Source organism: Chryseobacterium sp. Marseille-Q3244 (genome assembly GCF_940807095.1).
Classification (GTDB): Bacteria; Bacteroidota; Bacteroidia; order Flavobacteriales; family Weeksellaceae; genus Chryseobacterium.
Genome location: NZ_CALNWX010000004.1, coordinates 201,042 through 222,317 on the forward strand (window position 1 = coordinate 201,042; position 21,276 = coordinate 222,317).

The window sequence follows — 21,276 nt, forward strand, 5'->3', positions numbered from 1 at the left end:
TTTACAAGAAAAGTAACACCATGCCTGAAGGTCCATCTATTATTTTAATGAAAGAAAACCTGTTGCAATTTGTTGATCATAAAGTAACAGAAGCATCTGGCAATGCAAAATTTGACAAGGAAGCATTTATGGGTCAAATACTTCGTGAGATCCGCACTTTTGGAAAACAAACCTATCTGGTCTTTGAAAAATCGGCCATTCGTATTCATTTATTGATGTTTGGGTCTTATAGTATTAACGAGCAGACGAAACCGGACAAGAGCTTAAGGTTAGCGCTGCTTTTCTCAAGCGAAGGGATGTATTTTTATACCTGCTCTGTAAAAACTGTTGAATTAGAATTTCTTTCCACTATAGACTGGGAAGCAGATGTGATGAGCGATCTATGGAATCCTGAAAAAGCTGAAAAGAAGCTGAAAGCCCATCCACAAATGATGGTATGTGATGCTTTAATGGATCAGAATATATTTTCAGGTGTTGGAAATATCATTAAGAATGAAGTTCTTTTCAGAATTGGTGTACAACCGGAAAGCTTAATAGGGAATCTTCCTGCTAAAAAGCGAAAGGAGCTTATTGCAGAAGCCAGAAATTACAGTTTCGAATTCCTTGAGTGGAAAAGAGAATTTACGCTGAAAAAACACTGGCTGGTTCATACAAAATCAGTCTGTCCGGTGTGTGGACAAAAGCTGATTAAGAAAAAAACAGGAATTGGAAAGAGAAGAAGTTTTTATTGTGAAAATGACCAGCAACTCTATTAATGTAACCAAACAGATTCATTATAAAACTAATCTGCTCCTAAAAGTCCGCCGGCATATTTTATGAAAAAATCTGCTTTATAAACTTCTCCGATTGGAATTTCAGACTCTTCAATATAAATATTATGATTATCAAATGAATCAATATAATCTGCATTTACCACATACGATTTACTTACCCTGATAAAGTTCTCTCCTAGAATTTTCTGATGAATTGTTTTTAAATTCATCGCTGTAATAAGCTTTTGCTGTCTGGTATGAATGACAACATAATCTTTCAGTCCTTCTATAAATTTAATGTCTGAAAAACTGATCTTATAAAACCTCCGGTCTGCTTTAATAAATAAAAAATCAGCTGTATTGGATTCTACTGTATTCTTTATGGTATTCTTAGAGAGAAGTTCGGTATACAATACGGCTTTATTAATCGCTTTTTCAAGTCTTTGCGGATCAATCGGTTTTAAGAGATAGTCTACCGCTTCCAGTTCATAACTTTTCAAAGCATATTGGGAATAAGCTGTGGTAAAGACAATCAATGATTTTTTTGGCAGCATTTCTGCAAATTCCAGCCCTGTTACCATAGGCATTTCAATATCAAGGAAAATAAGATCTACCTCATTATCTTTAAGAAAATCCAGTGCAGAAGGAGCATTGGAAAACTCACCCAGAATATCAATCTTTGCCGTTTCATTAATCAGCGAACGCATTTCGGCTCTTGCCAGAGGTTCATCATCAACTATAATACAATTCATGATACAGGAATTTTTAAATGGATAGTATATTCTTTGGGTTCAGAAGTTATCTTAAGATCAAAAGTATTATTGTAAAGAAGCTCTAGTCTTCTTGTAATATTGGCAAGACCAAGACCGCTATTCTTTTTATCTGAGAGAAGATAATCAGTATCCCGGGAATTGATACATCTGAAATAGAGATCCTGTCCTTCCATACTGATATTTATTTTCACATACGATTCTTTACCATTGATATCAACACTATGTTTTACAGCATTTTCTAAAAAAGTAGTAAACAGATTCGGAGGAATAAAGGTTGTATTGATAGTTCTGTTCCCAACTTCTGTCTGAATGCTAAAAGTAAAGTTTTCACGTCTTATTTTTTCTAGGTTTAAAAAATTAGACAGAAAATCAATTTCTGAAGTTAATAATGTTTTCTCTGCACTGTTTTCGTAAAGCTGATATCTTAGGAATTCCGAAAGCTTAACGATCACCACTGAAGCTTTTCCGGGATCTGTTCTAATCAATGCTTTAACATTATTCAGCATATTAAACAGAAAATGAGGATTGATCTGATTTCTTAATTCATTTAATTCCATCTGCATGGTGAGATTGCTGAGCTCGTTTATTCGTTGATTATCCTTGATCCATTTCTGCAGAAGTTTGATCGTAGTAGTTGTCAGAATAATGGGAACACACATTAATACGCCTTCATAAATTCCGCCTTTTTCGGTTTCCCTTGGTAAATATCCGGTTCTGAAATCAGCAAAAAAAATTCTAAACCCATACCCTATCATATTAATTCCTATGACTCCCATGATGATAAGAAGCGTCAAATAAGCAATGTATCGTGTTTTAAAAAAGAGCCTTGGTACAAGGATATAAATATTTATATATATCATTGTAATCAATATTGTATATACAAAGAGCAGCACGTACCACTGATATATTCCTGAAAATGACTGCCAGAATCTGGCACTATACAGCCAAAGGAAAAAGGATATAAGAAACAGCACATGTCTGGCATATTTGTAACGTTCATCCACCAGAAAATCCATGACAAGTGTTTCTTTAAAATGCCATAATCTGTATTTCATATTCTTACGTTAATATATAGATACAAAAATAGGTAATCCTTGAACTTCTCTCCATAATATTATACAAAACCTATATTTTATTATACCAATTATGTCTTCAATACCTCACTGGATTTCGTATAAAATACCAGCGGTTTGGTATAAAAACAGAAATATACATCCTAATTCTCTTTTTCTTTGCAGCGTTTAATCAATGTATATGGAATTAGAAGTTTTTCAGGAATTAACCGAAGAGATCACATTAGAATGTTTTTTTATGACAGAATCACAACAGGAGGAAAAGGTTATACAGATTATTGATCTACATCATTTTATAGAATGTTTTGATTCGAATATCAACATTCTCAACTGCATCCAACATCCTATTAATATTATAGAACAAAACGGAGTAAAAAAAGGACTTCTTTTTTATAACTTGAAACATTCATCTTTCCCGGACTTTAATACTTCTGAAGAATTCAAAAGAAGACATGGATTGTCAGAACTTTGGTTTGTATTTGTGGAAGAAGAAACAGTAACTCATACCATTCATCACACTAATTTTATAATCGAAAACAGCCTGGAAATTTTTTATGACAGGATTTTTCTGTTTCAGTTTTTTCAATCCAATATACAGAGGCTAAAATAAATAATGAGTACTGGATAATACAATAATGATGATAAATTATCCAATCAAGAATTAATGGGTTCCCATCTTTGAAAACACATTAATGACAACTACTCCTAAAATAATGAGAGCTATTCCGATAATGGCAGGAAGATCCGGAACCTGTTTAAAGGCCACCACTCCGATGATTGTGATGAAAACGATTCCTACTCCAGACCAGATGGCATACGTAACTCCCACCGGAATCTGACGAAGGCTCAAACTTAAAAAATAAAAAGCGCAGGCATATCCTATTACCGTAACAACGGATGGCCATAATTTTGAAAACTCTTCTGATTTTTTCAGAAAGGTAGTGGCTATGATTTCAAATACAATGGCCAAAGCCAAAAAAAGATAACTGCATCCCATAAAGTATTATTTATACAAAAGTAACAAAAGCTTTCTTTTGTTTTAAAAAAGAAGTCCTCAAGTTCTATATTTCGTTTTGTTTAGTTTAGATTTAAATCCCAATAAAATGACAAATGAGAGTGACATTTCCGCTTCTGACATCATCAAAATGTCATAGATTCTGACAACTGACAAAAAAAATCAACGCAAAAATCACCGATCAAAATAAATTTCCTTAACATAGAAATTTGTTTTACACTGAAATTTTACACAATAAACCTTCACTTCAGACCGATACTATGCGCCGCATTATTTATTGTTTGTTTTATCAAGTCTAATATATAAGTCTGCAAACGGTTAACGTTTTCATATTTTTTTAAAGGCGAAGTAATAAATATATTAATAAATTCACAATAATACATTAACAAAATGTAAACAAAAAATCTCTTAAAAATTAAATGAAACACTCATAACACACTGATATACATCATGGTGTTTTACTTTGGCACGTGATTTGAAAGCTGTAATATTGCAATTGAAAGATTAATAAAAAAAAGTCAAATAATTAAAAATAATACAAAATGGTAACTTATATCGGTATCGCAACATGTTTAGTAGTATTCTCATCATATTTCATGACAGTAAGAAGAGAAAGAAACTAATCATTAAAATCAATAAGCCTATAGCAAAACTATACTAATTATATTGTTTTATGTTTTTACTCTGAGAGATCAGATCGCTCTTTTACCAATGTGGTAAAAGGGCCCAAAAACATAACAAAAAGATCTTAGTTTCATAACAAATTTTAATATCCAAATGAATAAATCCGAACTCATGCTCGGATTTATTTTTTTTTGATAATGAAAACAGTTTCCATCAAGCTGGACATTCAATGTATCTATACTTTGAAAAAGAGAATACAATTAAAACCACACCATTACTCATTACTCATTACTCATTACTCATTACTCATTACTCATCATTAATAACGCTCTCCCTGGCCTACCCGTTTATTCTCAATCAGGATGCTCTGCGTCATGTAATAAAGCCTTATCTTTGTTAGATTCAAGAAACTATTAATTGTCATCATGAATCTGTACAACCTTATTATTCAAGATAAAGACCAGGTAAGCCTTAACGATGTATTTCTCAATAAAAACAACAGAGATCAGCTTGTACAGCTTATTAAGGAACATACTTACAGCAAGGAACTTCAGGAGTACGGCCTTCCCGTGAATCATAAAATCCTTCTTCAGGGAAGTTCAGGATGCGGAAAAACAATGACAGCAAAGGCAATTGCCAATGCGCTTGGAAAAAACATCATCATTTTAAATTTAAGCAATATTGTTTCCTCCAGAATTGGGGAAACCTCCCAAAATATTAAAATGATTTTTGATAAAGCTGCAAGAGAAAGATCTGTTCTTTTTCTTGATGAACTGGATCAGATCGGAAAAGCAAGAGGCAGTGACGATAAAGATGTGGGGGAAATGAGAAGACTGGTGAATACTTTACTGCAGCTTATTGATTATTATCCCGAAAACGCGCTTTTACTGTGTGCTACCAATCACCCTGAGATTATTGATACGGCTCTGCTAAGACGTTTTCAACTTAGAATCCATTATGAAATGCCTTCCACCGAGTTTCTGAATACTTTCTATGATACCCTGCTCAGCCAATTCCCTGAGGATATGAGAGCGATTGAAAGAAAATACTCTATTTCATTTGCAGAAGCTAAAGACCATGCTTTAACAGCCGTAAAAACAGCTTTAATTCAAAAACTGGAAGCTAAAGAATCCATCCAGTCATGAAAGAAGACATTCTTCACAACCTGAAAGTCATCAATATGCGGATTAAAAATGCCTGTGAAAAGGCAGGAAGAAATCCTGATGAAGTTAAGCTTCTGCTGGCCACTAAAACCGTTTCCGCGGAACGTATTAAAATAGCACTGGAAAACGGACCACCCTTTATTGCAGAAAATAAAGTTCAGGAACTGAAGGAAAAATATGAAGATTTAAAAGAAACTCCCCACATCAATCATTTTATCGGGCATCTTCAGACTAATAAAATCAAAGATATTCTAAAATATGATGTCATCTGTATTCAATCACTGGATCGTTTAGAGCTGGCAGAAAAACTGCATCAAAGACTTTCAGCCGAGAACAAAACGATCGAAGTTTTGATTCAGGTAAATACCTCGAATGAAGAAAGTAAGTTTGGAGCAGATCCAAATGAGGCTATTGAATTAACCAGAAAAGTCTCCGAATTCCCTACATTGAAAGTAAAAGGTCTCATGACCATTGGATTATTCAGTTCAGAAGCAGAAAAGGTAAGACCATGTTTTAAAATTCTTAAAAACCTACAACAGGAAATCATTCGTGAAAACATTCCCAATGTGGAAATGGATGAACTTTCTATGGGGATGAGCAGTGATCTTGAAACAGCTATAGAAGAGGGCGCTACTATTGTGCGGATTGGAACGGCAATATTTGGAGCCAGAATTTATCCGGACAGCTATTATTGGGATGAAGGAAACAGCAATAAAAGAAATAATCATTTAAATAGCCACTAAAAACACTTTACCTATAGTCTATAAAATCGGTATACTTTTTGATTATAAAACATTAATAACCAAATAAATGCAATTATGATTAGAAAATTACTATCGAGCTGTCTATTGATGACAGTATTATTCTTTTATTCTTGTGAAAAAGAAAACACACAGATGAAAAGTGGAATCTCCATTGAAACGATTTCAATGATTACCGTTCTTACTATGGGAGTAGCCATTCTGGTGGCTTACAGTTATAAGAGACGATAAAGAAAGAAAGAAATATAGCACATCAACAAGCTACTCCATTTTGGAGTGGCTTTATTTATATTTGAAATCTTAGAAATAAAAGAATTATTTAGGTAGGATGCTTGTCCAAATCAGAAGCTTTTCTCTCCGTTGAAGACTCTATATATTATGATGTTAAAGCCCACTCAACTGCATTTTCAGCATGTATTTGAGCAGTTGCAAAGAGATCTATAGATACATCCCCTTGCTTAATGAGCAATTCAATCTCTGTGCAACCCAAAATAATGGCTTCAGCACCATTTTTCACAAGCTCACCAATAACTTTCAAATAGTATTGTTTTGAACTTTCTTTAATGATACCCTTTACAAGTTCTTCATAGATAATCCGATGTACCTCATTTCTCTGGTCTTCTTCGGGAACAGTTATTTCAATACCATATTTCGTTTTATATCGTTTTTTTAAAAAGTCTTCTTCCATCGAAAATTGGGTAGCTAACATTCCCAGTTTCGTATATGATTTTTTTTGAATTTCTGCTGCTGTACTGTCTACGATATGTAGTAAAGGAATATTTATATTTTGTTCAATTGCTTCTGCCATTTTATGCATAGTATTCGTACAGATCAAAACAATATCAGCACCTCCACGCTCTAATCGCTGAGCAGCAGCAATCATCTTTTTCTCAAGGGTTTCCCAGTCTCCTTGATGTTGCAACAATGCAATTTCACCAAAATCTACCGAATACATCAAACACTCAGAAGAATGACTTCCTCCTAAAATTTCCCGTGTTTTTCTATTTAAGATCTGGTAATACAATACCGAGCTTTCCCACGACATACCACCAATTAAACCAATTACTTTCATATTTATTTGAGATTAAACAAAGAAAGATAGTGAATAATCTTTTACTATTTGTAAAAAGTGATCGTTTAAGGCAAAGTCTCCCGAATTATGGTATCTAAAAAAACAAAAATCCCTCTCATTGCTGAGAGGGATTTATTATATCTGGAAAAAACTCTGATTACATATAAGCTTCAATCGGCTCACAAGTACATACTAAGTTTCTGTCTCCGTAAGCTTCATCTACTCTTGATACAGAAGCAAAGAATTTGTGATCTCTTACCCACTCTAGCGGATAAGCTGCCTTTTCTCTGCTGTATGGTTTATCCCAAGAATCAGAGATGACCAATTGTTCTGTGTGAGGAGCGTTTTTCAATACGTTATTTGCCGGATCAGCCTGTCCGTTAGCAATCTCATCAATTTCATGCTTGATAGAGATTAAAGCCTCTGCAAAACGATCAATTTCAGACTTGCTTTCAGATTCTGTAGGCTCAATCATTAATGTTCCTGCAACAGGGAAAGAAACCGTAGGAGCATGGAAACCATAATCCATTAATCTCTTCGCCACATCAGCCACTTCAATTCCTAAAGATTTGAACTGACGGAAATCTACGATACATTCGTGAGCTACTCTTCCGTTTTCGTTTGAATATAAAATTGGGAAGTGTTCAGCTAAAATCAGCTTAAGGTAGTTAGCATTCATAATGGCATGTCCTGTCGCTTTTTTCAGACCTTCAGTTCCTAACATTTTAATATAAGAATAAGAAATGTTTAGAATTAATCCTGAACCGTAAGGTGCTGCAGAAATACCATCAATAGCTTCTTTAGTTCCAATTTTGATGTTTGCATTGGAAGGAAGGAATGGGACCAAGTGCTTAGCCACACAAATTGGACCTACTCCAGGACCTCCACCTCCGTGAGGAATGGCAAAAGTTTTGTGAAGATTTAAGTGACAAACATCTGCTCCAATGTTTCCTGGACTTGTAAATCCTACCTGAGCGTTCATGTTGGCACCGTCCATATAAACCTGTCCTCCATGTTCATGGATTAGGTTAGTAATTTCCTTGATGTTAGCATCAAAGAATCCATAAGTAGACGGATATGTAATCATTACAGCTGATAAATTAGCTGAATGTAATTCTGTTTTAGCTTTAAGATCTTCGAAATCGATTTCACCATTTTCAAGGTTTTTCACGACTACGATTTTCATTCCTGCCATTGCCGCAGATGCCGGGTTAGTTCCATGTGCAGACTGAGGAATCAATACTACATTTCTGTGGTGATCTCCTCTTGAGATATGGTATTCTCTGATAACCATTAATCCTGCATATTCTCCCTGCGCCCCTGAATTTGGCTGCAATGAAGTTCCTGCGAAACCAGTGATTGTTGCAAGATCTTTTTCAAGCTCTGCAATCATTTGCTGATATCCTCCAGCCTGGTCTACCGGTACGAACGGATGTACACTTCCCCAATCTGCCCATGAAAGCGGCAACATTTGAGTAGCTGCGTTCAGTTTCATCGTACAAGATCCTAAAGAGATCATTGAGTGAGTCAATGATAAGTCTTTTCTCTCAAGACGTTTGATGTAACGCATCAATTCTGTCTCCGTGTGATATCTGTTGAATACTTCTTCTGTAAGAATCTGATCCTTTCTAAGGTTTTCTTCAGGAATGCTGTATCCTTCTTTGATTTCTAACTTGAAAGTCTGCTTGTCTTTGAACTGAGCGAAAGAAGCCATCAGATAATTTAATTTCTCCAATGTAGTACTTTCGTTGATCGCAACGCTTACAACCCCTTCTGTGAAGTAATTAAGGTTAAGTCTGTGATCCTGCATCATTCTCATCAGTCTTCCTTTCTCTTCTTCCGGCATTGTGATTTTCACGGTATCGAAGATAGGCTCTTCTACTACCTGATACCCTAGTGCTGCAAGCCCTCCTTTCAAAGCATTGGCTTTAAAATGGATTTGGTCAGCGATATAGTTTAATCCTTTTGGACCGTGGTACACTGCATACATACCAGCCATTACCGCTAAAAGAACCTGAGCAGTACAGATATTAGAAGTCGCCTTCTCTCTCTTAATATGCTGTTCTCTAGTCTGTAACGCCATTCTTAGTGCACGTTTTCCGTACATATCCTGAGAAACTCCGATGATTCTTCCAGGAATATCTCTTTTATATTCTTCTCTACAAGCAAAGAATGCTGCATGAGGACCTCCGTATCCTAAGGGAATACCAAATCTCTGAGAAGTACCTACCGCACAGTCAGCACCCATTTCAGCCGGTGATTTCAATTTCACCAAAGCCATCGGATCACATGCAACTGCTACCTGAAGGTCTAATTTTTTATATTCTACGATGTTTTCTGTATAATCCAGAACGATTCCGTTTTTACCAGGATATTGCAATAGAACACCATAATAAGAGGTATCAAATGCATGAGTCTTATGATCTCCTACAACTATTTCAATTCCTAATCCCTCAGCCTTAGTTTTCAATACAGAGATTGTCTGAGGCAATACAAGGTCAGAGATAAAGAATTTATTCGCTTCACCTTTCTTCTGATCTTTAGTTCTGTTGTTGAAGAACATGTGCATTGCTTCAGCAGCTGCAGTAGATTCATCCAACAAAGAAGCATTAGCAAGACCAAAACCGGTTAGGTCACACACTACAGTCTGGAAATTAAGAAGAGCTTCCAGTCTTCCTTGTGCAATTTCAGCCTGATAAGGAGTATATGCAGTATACCAGCTAGGGTTTTCAAAGATATTTCTCTGAATAGCTGATGGTAAAAGGGTGTTGTGGTATCCGAAACCGATATAACTTGTATAATCAGTGTTTTTTGATGCCAATTCTTTAGAATGGTTCAGCATTTCGTATTCCGAAAGTGGCTCTGAGATCTCAAGATCTTTTTCTAAACGGATGGAAGAAGGAATGGTCTGAGAAATTAACTCTTCAATACTAGAAACGCCAAGTTTTTCCAACATCGCCTGTTTATCGGCTTCATTTAGGGAAATGTGACGGCTCACAAACTGTTCTGTATTCATTTTTATTTATTAGATTTTGTTTGTAAAAAGATGGGTAAAATTACAATTTTTTACACGATTGTACAACAGCATATTTTCCATGATAATTCACTAAATAGTTTACTTATTACAAACCTATCAGCTTTTGATAACAATCGTATGAAGTTTAATCTATTTTAAACAGCCATTGTCTCAATTCTACAAATAGTATTCAATAATACAATCATTTTATTATCAATAAGACAATGAAGATTCATTGGAAATTGGGTGAAATTTTCAGGTAAAAGTTAAAATAGCAAAAATCTGTTTTTATTTATAACAGGTAAAAAATAAAAGTATTGGTATGGAAAATTTGAAAATTCACATACAAAACAGAGTACGGTTTTAAGGCAATCCAACCTTCACAAATAGGACTTCGTATTGCTATTCATCAGGTTTCAAGAATTTTATGAAATTTTATTAATTATATTTATTCTAAATTAATATATTTGCACCATGAATATGATTGTCCCGTTTAAAGTTCCGCCTTTGGCACCTGTGTATGCATTTAACAATGAAGAGATGTTTTGCGAAAAGAAATCTTGCTGCAAAAAATTTAAGAAAGGGAAAAGATGTAAAAAGTGTCCTGGAAGGAAGAAAATGGCTTAAAAAAACTCCTTTATCAGGAAATATAAAGCGATCACCAGCACAATAACACCCCAAAACAGCATTACAATTTTAGGCTGCCCGGATTTGTTGATCTCCGTTCTCGGTTGTGATTTAAACATTTCCTCCACTGTATTTTTGAATTTGTCCGTATCATTTTCAAAAACCTCAGTAATAGTAATTCCCTGAACTACAGTTTTATGCAATAATGAGTTTGTTGCGTGAAGCAATAGTTGAAATTTTCCATCTTTGAATTCTGTGATCTTAAAGATCCTTTCCCCATATGGCTTTTCAAGTCCGAAAGGCAAAACCTTTACTACATCAGCATTGCTTGTCTGCCAGTTGATAATAATCTCCTCTCCTCTTTTTGCATGAATTTTATTCGCTGTAAAAGTCTTTATTGCAGGAGGAATATTATATCTAAAGCTTCGCTGATGACTTTCTAAATTCTGATCATAACTGCGTCTCCTGATTGGATCACTCAACATTTCATACGCTTCCTGAATTTCGCGGAAACGGTCTGCAAAGAAATCATCATTATCATTTTTATCGGGATGATATTTTAGAGATAGCTTCCGATACGCTTTTTTGATGTCTTCTTCCGAAGCATCCTGAGGTATACCGAGAAAATAGTAGTAGTCTTTCATTGAACAATACAAAAATAAGGATTTATTTTTCTTTTTACTTTGTATTCATCGTAAATAATAAGCAGGTATTTCTGACAATTCCAAAGTCTGATAGTAATTGTTGGAACGCGCAAGGGCGCAAAGAAGACTAATAGGCTTTATATTTTTAAGACGCAAGGATCTTATCTGCGAAAAGTTGAATACTGCCTATTTGATGGCCACTAATCCACGAATGAGTTTACTTGTATAAAATCTATGTTCCCTTTAGTTTGTAAACTTAATTTCTTTTTTACAAACTAAAGGGTACATAGAAAAGGCTTTTTCAATTGATATTTTAAAGTACAATACTTTTTATTTGTGTATTCGAGGCAAAAAAGTCTTATACTCTTGTGTTTTCCAACAAATCATATAAAGTCAATTACTTGTATTTACTCTATATTATTTACGATTGATCCATTCTTTTGTTGGAAGAATCCAGGCATCAAGAGCTTTAAACAGAAAGCCATGATTCAACCCTGTATTAAGCTCAATTTCTTTAAAATCTTTAATTTCAGACCTGATAAATCGCTGCTCCTGAGATAGAGGAACATGCCCATCATCAGTTTTCTCTGTAATAGACAAAATCTTTCCATACAGCCTGAAATTTTCATCCTTCTCTAAAGAATCATCTTTAAAGCTGGCTCCAATAAAAACGAATTTCAGCTCCGGATTTTTTTCATAATAGGAAATATATTGTGCGATATAACCGCCCTGAGATGTTCCGACAACCGTAATATTCTCAGCTTTAACTCCCTTTTTTATCAGGCGGTCAATCTGTTTCTTTATTTTCCTAGCATATACGGCCGGATCAGTATTGGGCTTTCTTTTTTCAAAAAGAATAACATTGCCACTATCCTTCAATTGATGAAGTACTTTTTCATACTCCACAATACCATATTTAGGATGGGCTTCATCAGAAGGATGTTCTTCCAAAAATTTATTGTGCAGAAAGAAAATATATTGCTTATTTTTCAATTCAGATTTCTGCCCATAAACACTTATAGAAAAAAAAGCGATTATAATGATGAAAATATTCTTCGGTGTCATAATCGTAAAATAAAATATTTAATAAAAAGAAAACAAATTTAGTATTTAATCAATAAATTCACTGCCAAAACATTCTTAAATCCTTCTTAACGATTTGACTTATTTTAAAATAAAAAAAAATTCGGGATCGGGAAGCTTTGCTTCCCGATCCCGAATTTTAACAATTTCAATTTAGTTTTTACTTTTTATGCTTCACAGGTATTATCCTTTTTGCAGCATCTTGAACTGAATTCTTTTTTGAATTTCCCTTTCAGTTCCTGATACTCCTCATCATTCATTTCTCTGATCTTATCGGCTAATCCGAAAGGAGATTTTTCTTTGATTCCATATTCATCAAAAATACCTCTGATAAATCTTTTTCTTTGGGCAGCTTTTTTAGCGATTAAGGCTACACCCACAACGGCTAGTGCTCCAAGAGCACCTTTTAATGCTGAATTTTTCATTTTTTCAAAATTTTAAATTTTACTACTTCTTGTTTTTTATAAAGACGAATGAATTTTAATTTTACTTTACTACTTCTTTAAAATTTTTTAAATTATTCGTTATTTCTGTTGAAGAATCCTCCGGAACATCTGTTTCTCCAGGCTTCTTTAAATTTTTCTTTCTCTTCAGGCGATAATCCTTCCATTTTCTGTCTCATTTTTCGCTCTTTGAAGTCTCGCATGCCCTTGCCAAAATGAAAACCTCCGAAAAGGATTTTACTTAAGATCAGGATACCCATTGCCTGCCAGTAAGTAATAGATTTCACCCCTAAAATTTCAGGAAGAAGACAATTCCAAAGCGACATTACGATCCAGGTAACGGCTAAGAGAATTAATGGCGGACATAACAATAAAAAAATCCAGCCCTTTTTGTGTTTATGATTCATAATTTCTTTTTCTAACTTTTTAAATCTTCGTATAATTTTCTCAATCTGTTTCTCAGGTGCTTCACAGCATAGTTTTTTCTACTGATGATAGTCTTGATGTTTTCTCCCTGTTCATCGGCGATCTCCTGGAGGGTTTTGTCGTTGAGTTCGTTTTCTACGTAGACCAGCCTTTGTTTTTCGGGAAGTTCATCCAATGCTTCAAACAGTTTTTTCCAGATCTCATCCTGAAACATCTTTACTTCAGGACCTGCGCTTTCATCCATCAATAAAATATCTTTGATGGAAAAACTTCCGTCTTCGTCCTCATAGACGAAATCCTCAAGATTTTCTGTTTTCTTTTTACGGTAACGGTCTGTAATTTTATTCGCCGTTACCCTGTACAGCCAGCCCCCAACATTCACAATCTCAGAAAGATTGGTAATACTGCTGAACTGATACCACACTTCCTGCAGGATATCTTCTGCATCCTCCGTGTTTTTCACTTTAGGACGAATATAAGACATCAGCTTCCCTCCGTAGTTGGAAACGGTTTGTGAGATGATGCTTTCTTTATCCTTTTGTGGCATTGTTATTTTTTCGACAACCTCCATACTGATATGACGGCTATCCTTTTGGTTTTACTTTAATAAATTTAAAATATTTTTCCGGAATTTCGGTTTTTCTTTTATTCATCGGGCTTTTATTTCTTTTGTTTATGCATCAGCCACTCATTATTTACTGCTCATTGCTGATTATCCATTTTTCGGGGGAGCTATTTCCTGCTATCCGCTCATACTCCTCGCCCCAAGCTTATTCCATACATGCTGTGGGGTAACCGCTGCTATCAGGGCTAGATTTTATATTTGTATTCACTTCAAATTCATCCTTGAAAAGACAAACTTTACTATAATATAAAACTCTTTATCCAAAATTATGACGTTAAGAATCTGCGTTATCTGTAAGATCTGCGAGAAAACATATCTATCATTCAATTTTATCACAGATAAAACTCCTGTACCTTAAAAGTATAAAGCTAGTCAATAAGTTTGCGTCCTTGCGTTTTCCAACCTCAGCATCCAATTTCTAAAAAGATTGCTTCGCTACACTCGCAATAATAAAAAAGAAACGGAAGACATCATATCCTCCGTTTCCAAAATTATTAAAATTGCCTGTTTATTTTTTATTGAAATTCTCAGCAAAAAATCCTAACATAGATTTATACAATTCGATTCTGTTAGGCTCTTTTCCAAATCCATGTCCTTCGTCATATTTTACCATATAAGGAACTTCAAATCCTTTTGCCCGCATTGCTTTTACGATCTGATCAGACTCGTTAATATTTACCCTAGGGTCATTCGCCCCCTGTACCACAAATAAAGGTTTCTTAATCTTATCAATTTGAAATACCGGTGATACTTCTTTAGCAATTTTAGCTTCTTCAGGGTTATCCAAATCATACCAGATCTGTTTTACCATTTCTTTATAAGGCTTCCAATATTCCGGGAAGGAATCAAAAAAAGTAAAGATATTAGATACTCCCACATAATCTACACCACAAGCGTATAGGTCCGGAGTTTTAATCAATCCCATTAAAGTAGCATATCCTCCATGGCTTCCTCCATAAATTGCTATTTTATCCTTATCTATCCAACCTTGGCTGATCGCATATTTTACTCCATCTTCCACATCATCCATAGCTTTTCTTCCGATCTGCTTGTAGCCAGCTTTTTGGAATTCTTTTCCATATCCCCCTGAAATTCTGAAATTCACCTGAAGCGTGGCATACCCTCGGCTTGCAAACAATTGAGTTTCCGGATTGAAACCCCAATGATCTCTGATTCCCTGAGGACCACCGTGAGGGTTTACGATCAAAGGAACTTTTTTCCCTTCCAAAGCCGCTTTAGGTAGTGTAATATACCCACGAATGGTTAATCCGTCTCTACTCTTGAATTCAATAGGCCTCATTTCAGCCATATCTTCTTCTTTCAGCTGTGGCATCAGATTATAAAGAAGTTTTGTCTGTTTGGTTTTGGTATCATACTCATAGTAAGTTCCGTATAATTTGTCACTTCCTACCACTACCAAAAGTTTATCATCATTATCGTCTGACGAAACAATACTAAACTCTTTATCTCCAAACTGGGCTTTTAATTTGTCATCAACTTCCTTATAAAACTTACTTACGGGAACTGTCTCACCTTTCAAACCTTCATAGCTGATGTAATCCAGTTCATAATTTCTGTTTTTACCTGCTAAACTTATCGAACTCACATCAAACACAGGATTAGCATACACTTCCTTGATTACTGCATTTTTCTTAAGATCATACAAAACAATTCTTGTCTTATCACTATCCAGATTGGTCACTACATAAGCTTCATCTTTATTCTTAGAATTATCATTAAACCTGATAATGCTGAAGGTATCCGACCAGTCTGCAGATTTCAGAAGATTGAATTTTCCTGTCTGCAAATCTTTGTAATAAGTTTTAGTAGTCAGCCCGTTTTCAAGAACACTATATCCTCTTAAATTTCCGTCTTTATCAAAAATATACCCATCAATAGGACTATTGACATCTTTATTTTCATACAGCTGAGTCATTTCCCCTGTTACAAAATTGATTTTATAAGGTTCAAAGATCTGCTTATTATTTTTATTCATGGTGACCACAACGAAATCGGTATCTTTTATCGGGTTAATCTCTCCCAATGTAATTCCGTCAAATGGGGTTAAATCTTTAAGATTTGTTCCGTCTACATTTGCTGCATATAAGTGAATATTTTCATTTCCTCCTTTATCTTGAGTATAAAACAAACGACTTTTATTCAGCCAGCCATACGCTTTTATCAAATCATCTTTTTCAACAATAGCCTTGGTAATTTTCCCAGAATTCAGGTCTTTAACATATACGTGATTTTTACGGTCTTTATCTTTTTCCTTATAAGAAAGGTATTTCCCATCGGGAGAAATTTTAAATGCTGAAGCTTTTGGCCTTGCAAAATAATCTTCTACTTTATATTTGAAGTCTCCTTTATCGTAGGATACCAGTTTCTCAAGATTGGCTTTTGTAGATGGAAGCGTGGGATCTCCCGGAAGTTTAGCTGCGGAGTTTTGTGCATTTATCATAATAGAAGAAAGTACAATATAAGCTGTACCGAAAATTTTGTAATTTAGATTCATAACTTACGTTTTTAAAATTAAAAAACAGATTCCCCAATTCAATATTTTACTCAATAAAAAATCAGATTCTTTATATATAAGACAACTCAAAACAATAAATGTTACAATATTTAACATTTATTATGACTGTTTTAAAATAAAAAAGCAGTCCTGAAGACTGCCTATACATTTAATGTAGATAAATTCCGAAATACCAGGTCCATGCTATTAAAATGATCTGCATGGGAATTCTCTGTTTATAAAGATATTGCATCCCCGGACCTGTGTAATCTGCTTTAAAAATATTAATCTTCTTTTGGGATGAATTGATATTGGCTATAAAAACCAATATATAGAAAATAATCAGCAAAACAGCTGTCATTTCACGAATAGCAGGAATCATAAGGCCTATTCCTGCAGCAATCTCCAAAATCCCGGTACTATACACCCAAAATATTTTGGCAGGAATATAATCCGGAATCATCATTGCCATTCCCTTTTGAAATTTAAAATGGGAGAATCCTGTAAATAGGATAAAAACCGCCATTCCAAGATTCCCTGAGAATAAAAGATCCGGCTTACCCTGAAATAGCATGGTTCCCAGTAAAGCCAATATAAATGTCCCGAAAAGAATTACTAATAATTTCATATTTTCTTGAATTGATACACAATAGATAAAGAGATTGGAAACAAGGAACAAAAATTGCAAAATACACAATTACAGCTCCTTAATCTTAAAATCCAAACTCTTTTATACTGAGCTGAGATTTCCCCCTTCAGCCAAACTCTTCACAACGATCAATCCTTTTGTAAATCCTGTCTCCATATGATCCCGCCATTCACTGTCTACCTGAACTTCAGTGTGAAGCTTAGTTTTCCCATCAAAATCTATCAGAAAATATTTTTCAAAACAACCGCTCCACTCCATAACTTCTTTGCTTTGTGTGTCTTCTACTCCATTTTCGGTCATTCCCAAATGCTTAAAAACAATTTGATGGGGTTCCTCCAGGCTGTCTATGGTAGAAACCATTCCATCTCCTTTTTCATTAAGGAAATAAGTCTTTCCGCCAACCTGCCAGTCGGATTTCATAACAGAAGATCCGGCACCAAAGTATTTTGTCCATTGGCTGTACGTTTCAGGACTCCAGAGAATATCCCATACCTTCTGTAAAGGAGCATCTATTATTGTTTCGTATGATAGGGTTTCCATATTTTAAAATTTTGTGATTGATTGTCTTTTTACTTTTTAAATGAGCATTGCTTTAAAGCTGATTTTCTGAAAGGTGTTTGATAATATTCAGCGCTTTGGGAAATTTTTCTTCAAAAAAATCTTTAAACTCCGCCGGAGTTTTAATGACTGCTTTCAATAGTGTTCCTTCATCATTTTCTTCCAGGAAATAAGATTCCGTTGCATCACCCCAATCCTTAGCGACTTCAATTCCTTCATAAATTTCTCCCAGGTGCAGAAATTTAATTTCCTCATTGGGAATCACTTTTTCAACACGGCTGTACATCCCGTTATGTTTAGGGTCTAAGAATTTTATAATGTTATTTTCTTCCAGTTCTCCCTCATAAAAAGAACCTTCTGTAAAAGCCGTTGTCCATTGTCTGTAGGTAATATCTCCCCAAAGGACACTCCATACTTTTTCAGGTTCTGCATTGATTTCTAATTCATATGATAATTGTTCCATAATGTATTAAATATATTAAGTGATTTTTAAATTTAATGATTGGGTAGCCAAAATGAATACGCTAAGATCATAAGTATACCTTTTAACCTCCAACAAAATCTCCGCCATTAATATGAATTACCTCACCTGTAATATAACTGGCATCTTTAGAAGCAAGAAAAACATAAGCCGGAGCTACTTCTGATGGTTGACCAGCACGCTTCAGCGGAGTATCTTTCCCAAATGTTGAAAGATCATCAAATGCTTCTTTTACAAGCGGCGTCCATATAGGCCCCGGAGCAACACCGTTCACCAAAATTTCTTTTTCAGCAAGATTATCGGCCAATGAACGAATAAAGGATAAGATCGCTCCTTTTGTTGCAGCATAGTCAATCAAATGATCACTTCCCCGATAAGCGGTAACAGAAGTGGTACAAATAATCCGACCTCCTTTTTTCATCATCGTAAGAAAATTCCGGGTAAAAGAAATCATAGAAATGATATTGGTATCAAATGTCTCTTGAATCTGATCATCAGATATTTTTTCCAGACTATTTTTTGAAGTGTGAATTCCAGCGTTATTAACAAGAATATCAATCTTCTTCCATGATTCTTTAATCTTTTCAGCACATTGGGTTCTGAACACTTTTCTGGTAAGATCACCTTTCATCAAAAGGCATTTTCTGCCTTCTTTTTCTACCAGTCTTTTGGTTTCTTTGGCATCATTATCACTTTTCTTATAGATAATGGCAACATCTGCTCCTTCCCTTGCAAAATGAACGGCCACCGCCTGGCCTATTCCACTGTCACCTCCGGAAATAACGGCTTTCTTATTTAATAACTTTTGACTTCCCTGATAGTCGTCCCGGATAATTTCCGGAAACTGCCCTTCCTTAGGGACGCTCGACTTAGATTGTGATTTGTTCTGTGTTTTCATAAGCAAACCTTTTCTCTACATAGCATCAAACAATAAGCCGAAATATCTTTAAGAATTATAAGCGTCTTCTAAATCCTGAATAATAATTTTCTGCATTTTCATCATCGCCTGTACCACTTGATAGGCTTTTTCCTGATTCGGATCGTTCATTAGTTGAATCAGCCTTTTAGGCACAATCTGCCAACTTAACCCATATTTATCTTTTAACCAACCACACATACTTTCTCTGCCTCCGTTTGAGGTAAGTGCATTCCAGTAAGTATCGGTTTGCTGTTGGTCATCGGTCATCACAACAAGTGAAATACCCTCATTAAAATCAAACTGATGATCGTAAGAATTATCCATACAGAATAAAGAGTAACCATCAATAACAAAATTGGCATGCTGAACATTTTCTGTTGGCTCAGGATTAGAATGACCTTCACTTCCATCACCATATTTCAAAATATTTCTAATGCTTGAATTTGGGAATGTTTGGGTATAAAGCTCCATTGCTTCTTTGGCTTTTCCATTATTTTCATGAATAAACATCAAAGTAGGAACTATTTTCTGCTCCTGTGCTTTTTCTCCTAAAAATAATTGCCAGGTCACCCCATATTTATCCTGAACCCATCCATATTTCTTACTCCATGAATATGACCCAAGTTCCATAAGAGCCATCCCCCCTTCCAGTAACTGATCCCAATATTTTTGCACCTCATCTTCGGAATCACAGATTACCATAAATGAAATAGAAGGATTCTTTTTGAAATGAGGACCACCATTCAAAAGCATTAATCTTTGTCCGAACAAATCAATGTTCATTACCACAGGAGTATCTGCCGTAATTTCGCCACCAAAAACCTTACAGTAAAATTCTGCGGATTGCTTGGCGTCTCCGTCATACCAGAGACATGGAAAAATATCGTTATTCATAAGTTTAAATTTTAAAGGTTGATTTTATATTTATTCTTTCTTAATGATAGAATTTATTTTGTAGACAATTTATTCATAAAATCTGTAGAAACTGTAGATTTTATGATCTTTTTCTGGGTTAAGAATCTTTGTTATGCTCTGCTTTATTCAGAATAACAGAGACACTCTTTATTTTTTCCACTTTGCAGATTAAGCAAATCTAGCTGAACATATTTATAAAAACCTGCGAAATCTGTGAAATCTGCGGGAGATTATTCTTGAGATTCTTCATTATACTCCGCTCCATCCAGAATGATAGAGATGATGTAAGTTTCATGGTAAAAAATTACATGCATAAAGCAAAGCAAATCCAATGTCCTTGTGCTCAAAAAGAATTGCATCTATCTATTCACAACGACACGATAAAATTCAGGGCTTTTTACTTTTATGCTTCCTTAAAACACATCTGATTCTCCTTCATATAGTCTTTTAGCTTCATCATTGCATTTTTCCCGAAACCATGTAGCTGCAGTATTTCTTTTTCAGAATAATCCGATAGTTTTTCCAAAGAATCTATTTTTTCCTTCTTCAAAGCTCTTCTTGCAGGTACTGCAATAACTCCCAGTAGAAAATCTTCCTCAGGATCATAGCTTACAGCATATATGGAATTCAAACTCTTTGACATGATAACTAAATTGATCATGGCGACACAACGTATTTTTAATGGTTCTCAACGTACTTATGAAAATTATTGAGAATAGCATACCAGCCATCTCGCTGCATCTCCACAGAATTTTGTTTCTCCGGATCGAAAATTTCGATAACTTTTGTAGTATTCTCATCAATCTTATCAAAGATCACCTCTACTTTACGCCCGTCTTCCATATGGTATTTTATGAGCTCATGAGGTGTTACTTCATCATAAACCCCTTCAAAATCAAATGCAAAGCTTTTATCCTTTGCTTCCATTTTGTTTTTAAATTTTCCGCCTACCTTCAGATCGTTTTCAGAACTTGGACAATGCCAACTTTCATGGGCAAAATTCCATTTGGTAATATGCTTGGGTTCATTGAAATAATTCCATACTTTTTCTACCGGTGCTAAAATGGTAATGTCTATTTTAATTGGATCCATAGTTTAATTTTTTGATTGAATAAAAGAGCTGCCCGAAAACGGGCATCTCT

The 21,276-nt window shown here is 34.9% G+C and carries 23 protein-coding genes; 5 read left to right on the forward strand and 18 right to left on the reverse strand.

What is annotated here, in order from left to right:
* Positions 1–20 precede the first annotated feature (20 nt).
* Positions 21–755, forward strand: a complete 735-nt coding sequence (locus tag NBX25_RS09055; RefSeq protein ID WP_250253417.1) for a DNA-formamidopyrimidine glycosylase family protein — start codon at positions 21–23, stop codon at positions 753–755.
* A 26-nt stretch (positions 756–781) separates the two neighbouring features.
* Here NBX25_RS09055 and NBX25_RS09060 read toward each other — a convergent pair whose 3' ends face one another.
* Together NBX25_RS09060 and NBX25_RS09065 are read right to left on the reverse strand one after the other, a co-directional pair.
* Positions 782–1,504, reverse strand: a complete 723-nt coding sequence (locus NBX25_RS09060; RefSeq protein WP_250253418.1) for a LytR/AlgR family response regulator transcription factor — start codon at positions 1,502–1,504, stop codon at positions 782–784.
* On the reverse strand, positions 1,501–2,580 hold the full coding sequence (locus NBX25_RS09065; RefSeq protein WP_250253419.1) for a sensor histidine kinase: 1,080 nt from the start codon (positions 2,578–2,580) through the stop codon (positions 1,501–1,503). Before NBX25_RS09065 ends, NBX25_RS09060 begins: the two co-directional genes overlap by 4 nt.
* A 199-nt stretch (positions 2,581–2,779) precedes the next feature.
* On the opposite strand from NBX25_RS09065, the gene NBX25_RS09070 reads away from it, so the two are divergent.
* Entirely contained in the window at positions 2,780–3,208 is a 429-nt protein-coding gene (locus NBX25_RS09070; RefSeq protein ID WP_250253420.1) for a hypothetical protein, read from the forward strand.
* Positions 3,209–3,259: 51 nt separating this feature from the next.
* Here the strand turns inward: NBX25_RS09070 and NBX25_RS09075 are convergent, their stop codons facing one another.
* Positions 3,260–3,595: a DMT family transporter gene (locus NBX25_RS09075; protein WP_250253421.1), complete on the reverse strand. Its 336-nt coding sequence runs from the start codon at positions 3,593–3,595 to the stop codon at positions 3,260–3,262.
* 1,067 nt (positions 3,596–4,662) lie between these two features.
* Here NBX25_RS09075 and NBX25_RS09080 point away from each other — a divergent pair.
* From NBX25_RS09080 to NBX25_RS09090, 3 genes are all read left to right on the forward strand, one after another.
* On the forward strand, positions 4,663–5,382 hold the full coding sequence (locus tag NBX25_RS09080; protein ID WP_123911105.1) for an AAA family ATPase: 720 nt from the start codon (positions 4,663–4,665) through the stop codon (positions 5,380–5,382).
* Positions 5,379–6,143: a YggS family pyridoxal phosphate-dependent enzyme gene (locus NBX25_RS09085; RefSeq protein WP_250253422.1), complete on the forward strand. Its 765-nt coding sequence runs from the start codon at positions 5,379–5,381 to the stop codon at positions 6,141–6,143. Before NBX25_RS09080 ends, NBX25_RS09085 begins: the two co-directional genes overlap by 4 nt.
* 75 nt (positions 6,144–6,218) lie before the next feature.
* Positions 6,219–6,392, forward strand: coding sequence for a hypothetical protein (locus NBX25_RS09090; protein WP_164464477.1), 174 nt, complete (start codon positions 6,219–6,221; stop codon positions 6,390–6,392).
* 145 nt (positions 6,393–6,537) lie between these two features.
* On the opposite strand, the gene NBX25_RS09095 is transcribed toward NBX25_RS09090, so the two are convergent.
* The 15 genes from NBX25_RS09095 to NBX25_RS09165 all read right to left on the reverse strand — a co-directional run bounded on the left by NBX25_RS09095 (position 6,538) and on the right by NBX25_RS09165 (position 21,226).
* On the reverse strand, positions 6,538–7,233 hold the full coding sequence (locus NBX25_RS09095; protein WP_123911103.1) for an aspartate/glutamate racemase family protein: 696 nt from the start codon (positions 7,231–7,233) through the stop codon (positions 6,538–6,540).
* 157 nt (positions 7,234–7,390) lie between these two features.
* Positions 7,391–10,249: an aminomethyl-transferring glycine dehydrogenase gene (gcvP, locus tag NBX25_RS09100; RefSeq protein WP_250253423.1), complete on the reverse strand. Its 2,859-nt coding sequence runs from the start codon at positions 10,247–10,249 to the stop codon at positions 7,391–7,393.
* Positions 10,250–10,872: 623 nt separating this feature from the next.
* On the reverse strand, positions 10,873–11,520 hold the full coding sequence (locus NBX25_RS09105; protein WP_123911101.1) for a J domain-containing protein: 648 nt from the start codon (positions 11,518–11,520) through the stop codon (positions 10,873–10,875).
* 417 nt (positions 11,521–11,937) lie between these two features.
* The gene (locus NBX25_RS09110; protein ID WP_250253424.1) at positions 11,938–12,513 is read right to left on the reverse strand and encodes an alpha/beta hydrolase; all 576 of its coding nucleotides are present in this window, start codon (positions 12,511–12,513) and stop codon (positions 11,938–11,940) included.
* Between the two features lie 257 nt (positions 12,514–12,770).
* Entirely contained in the window at positions 12,771–13,028 is a 258-nt protein-coding gene (locus NBX25_RS09115; protein WP_089735915.1) for a hypothetical protein, read from the reverse strand.
* A gap of 92 nt (positions 13,029–13,120) precedes the next feature.
* Positions 13,121–13,453: a hypothetical protein gene (locus tag NBX25_RS09120; protein ID WP_123911099.1), complete on the reverse strand. Its 333-nt coding sequence runs from the start codon at positions 13,451–13,453 to the stop codon at positions 13,121–13,123.
* 11 nt (positions 13,454–13,464) lie between these two features.
* The gene (locus NBX25_RS09125) at positions 13,465–14,019 is read right to left on the reverse strand and encodes an RNA polymerase sigma factor (protein ID WP_228412785.1); all 555 of its coding nucleotides are present in this window, start codon (positions 14,017–14,019) and stop codon (positions 13,465–13,467) included.
* Between the two features lie 586 nt (positions 14,020–14,605).
* Positions 14,606–16,612: a S9 family peptidase gene (locus tag NBX25_RS09130; protein WP_123911097.1), complete on the reverse strand. Its 2,007-nt coding sequence runs from the start codon at positions 16,610–16,612 to the stop codon at positions 14,606–14,608.
* A 169-nt stretch (positions 16,613–16,781) separates the two neighbouring features.
* On the reverse strand, positions 16,782–17,240 hold the full coding sequence (locus NBX25_RS09135) for a DoxX family protein (RefSeq protein WP_250253425.1): 459 nt from the start codon (positions 17,238–17,240) through the stop codon (positions 16,782–16,784).
* Between the two features lie 102 nt (positions 17,241–17,342).
* Positions 17,343–17,801 carry an SRPBCC family protein gene (locus tag NBX25_RS09140; protein ID WP_123911095.1) on the reverse strand — a complete coding sequence of 153 codons (459 nt, stop codon included), beginning with the start codon at positions 17,799–17,801 and terminating at the stop codon, positions 17,343–17,345.
* 52 nt (positions 17,802–17,853) lie between these two features.
* Positions 17,854–18,282 (reverse strand): SRPBCC family protein, encoded by a 429-nt coding sequence (locus NBX25_RS09145; RefSeq protein ID WP_123911094.1) that lies wholly within the window; start codon positions 18,280–18,282, stop codon positions 17,854–17,856.
* 82 nt (positions 18,283–18,364) lie between these two features.
* The gene (locus tag NBX25_RS09150; protein WP_250253426.1) at positions 18,365–19,198 is read right to left on the reverse strand and encodes an SDR family oxidoreductase; all 834 of its coding nucleotides are present in this window, start codon (positions 19,196–19,198) and stop codon (positions 18,365–18,367) included.
* Between the two features lie 48 nt (positions 19,199–19,246).
* Positions 19,247–20,113 carry a VOC family protein gene (locus NBX25_RS09155; RefSeq protein WP_250253427.1) on the reverse strand — a complete coding sequence of 289 codons (867 nt, stop codon included), beginning with the start codon at positions 20,111–20,113 and terminating at the stop codon, positions 19,247–19,249.
* 424 nt (positions 20,114–20,537) lie between these two features.
* The gene (locus tag NBX25_RS09160; RefSeq protein ID WP_164464475.1) at positions 20,538–20,795 is read right to left on the reverse strand and encodes a helix-hairpin-helix domain-containing protein; all 258 of its coding nucleotides are present in this window, start codon (positions 20,793–20,795) and stop codon (positions 20,538–20,540) included.
* A 17-nt stretch (positions 20,796–20,812) separates the two neighbouring features.
* A complete protein-coding gene (locus NBX25_RS09165) occupies positions 20,813–21,226 on the reverse strand; it encodes an SRPBCC family protein (protein ID WP_123911091.1) in 414 nt (137 codons plus the stop codon).
* Between the last annotated feature and the right edge of the window lie 50 nt (positions 21,227–21,276).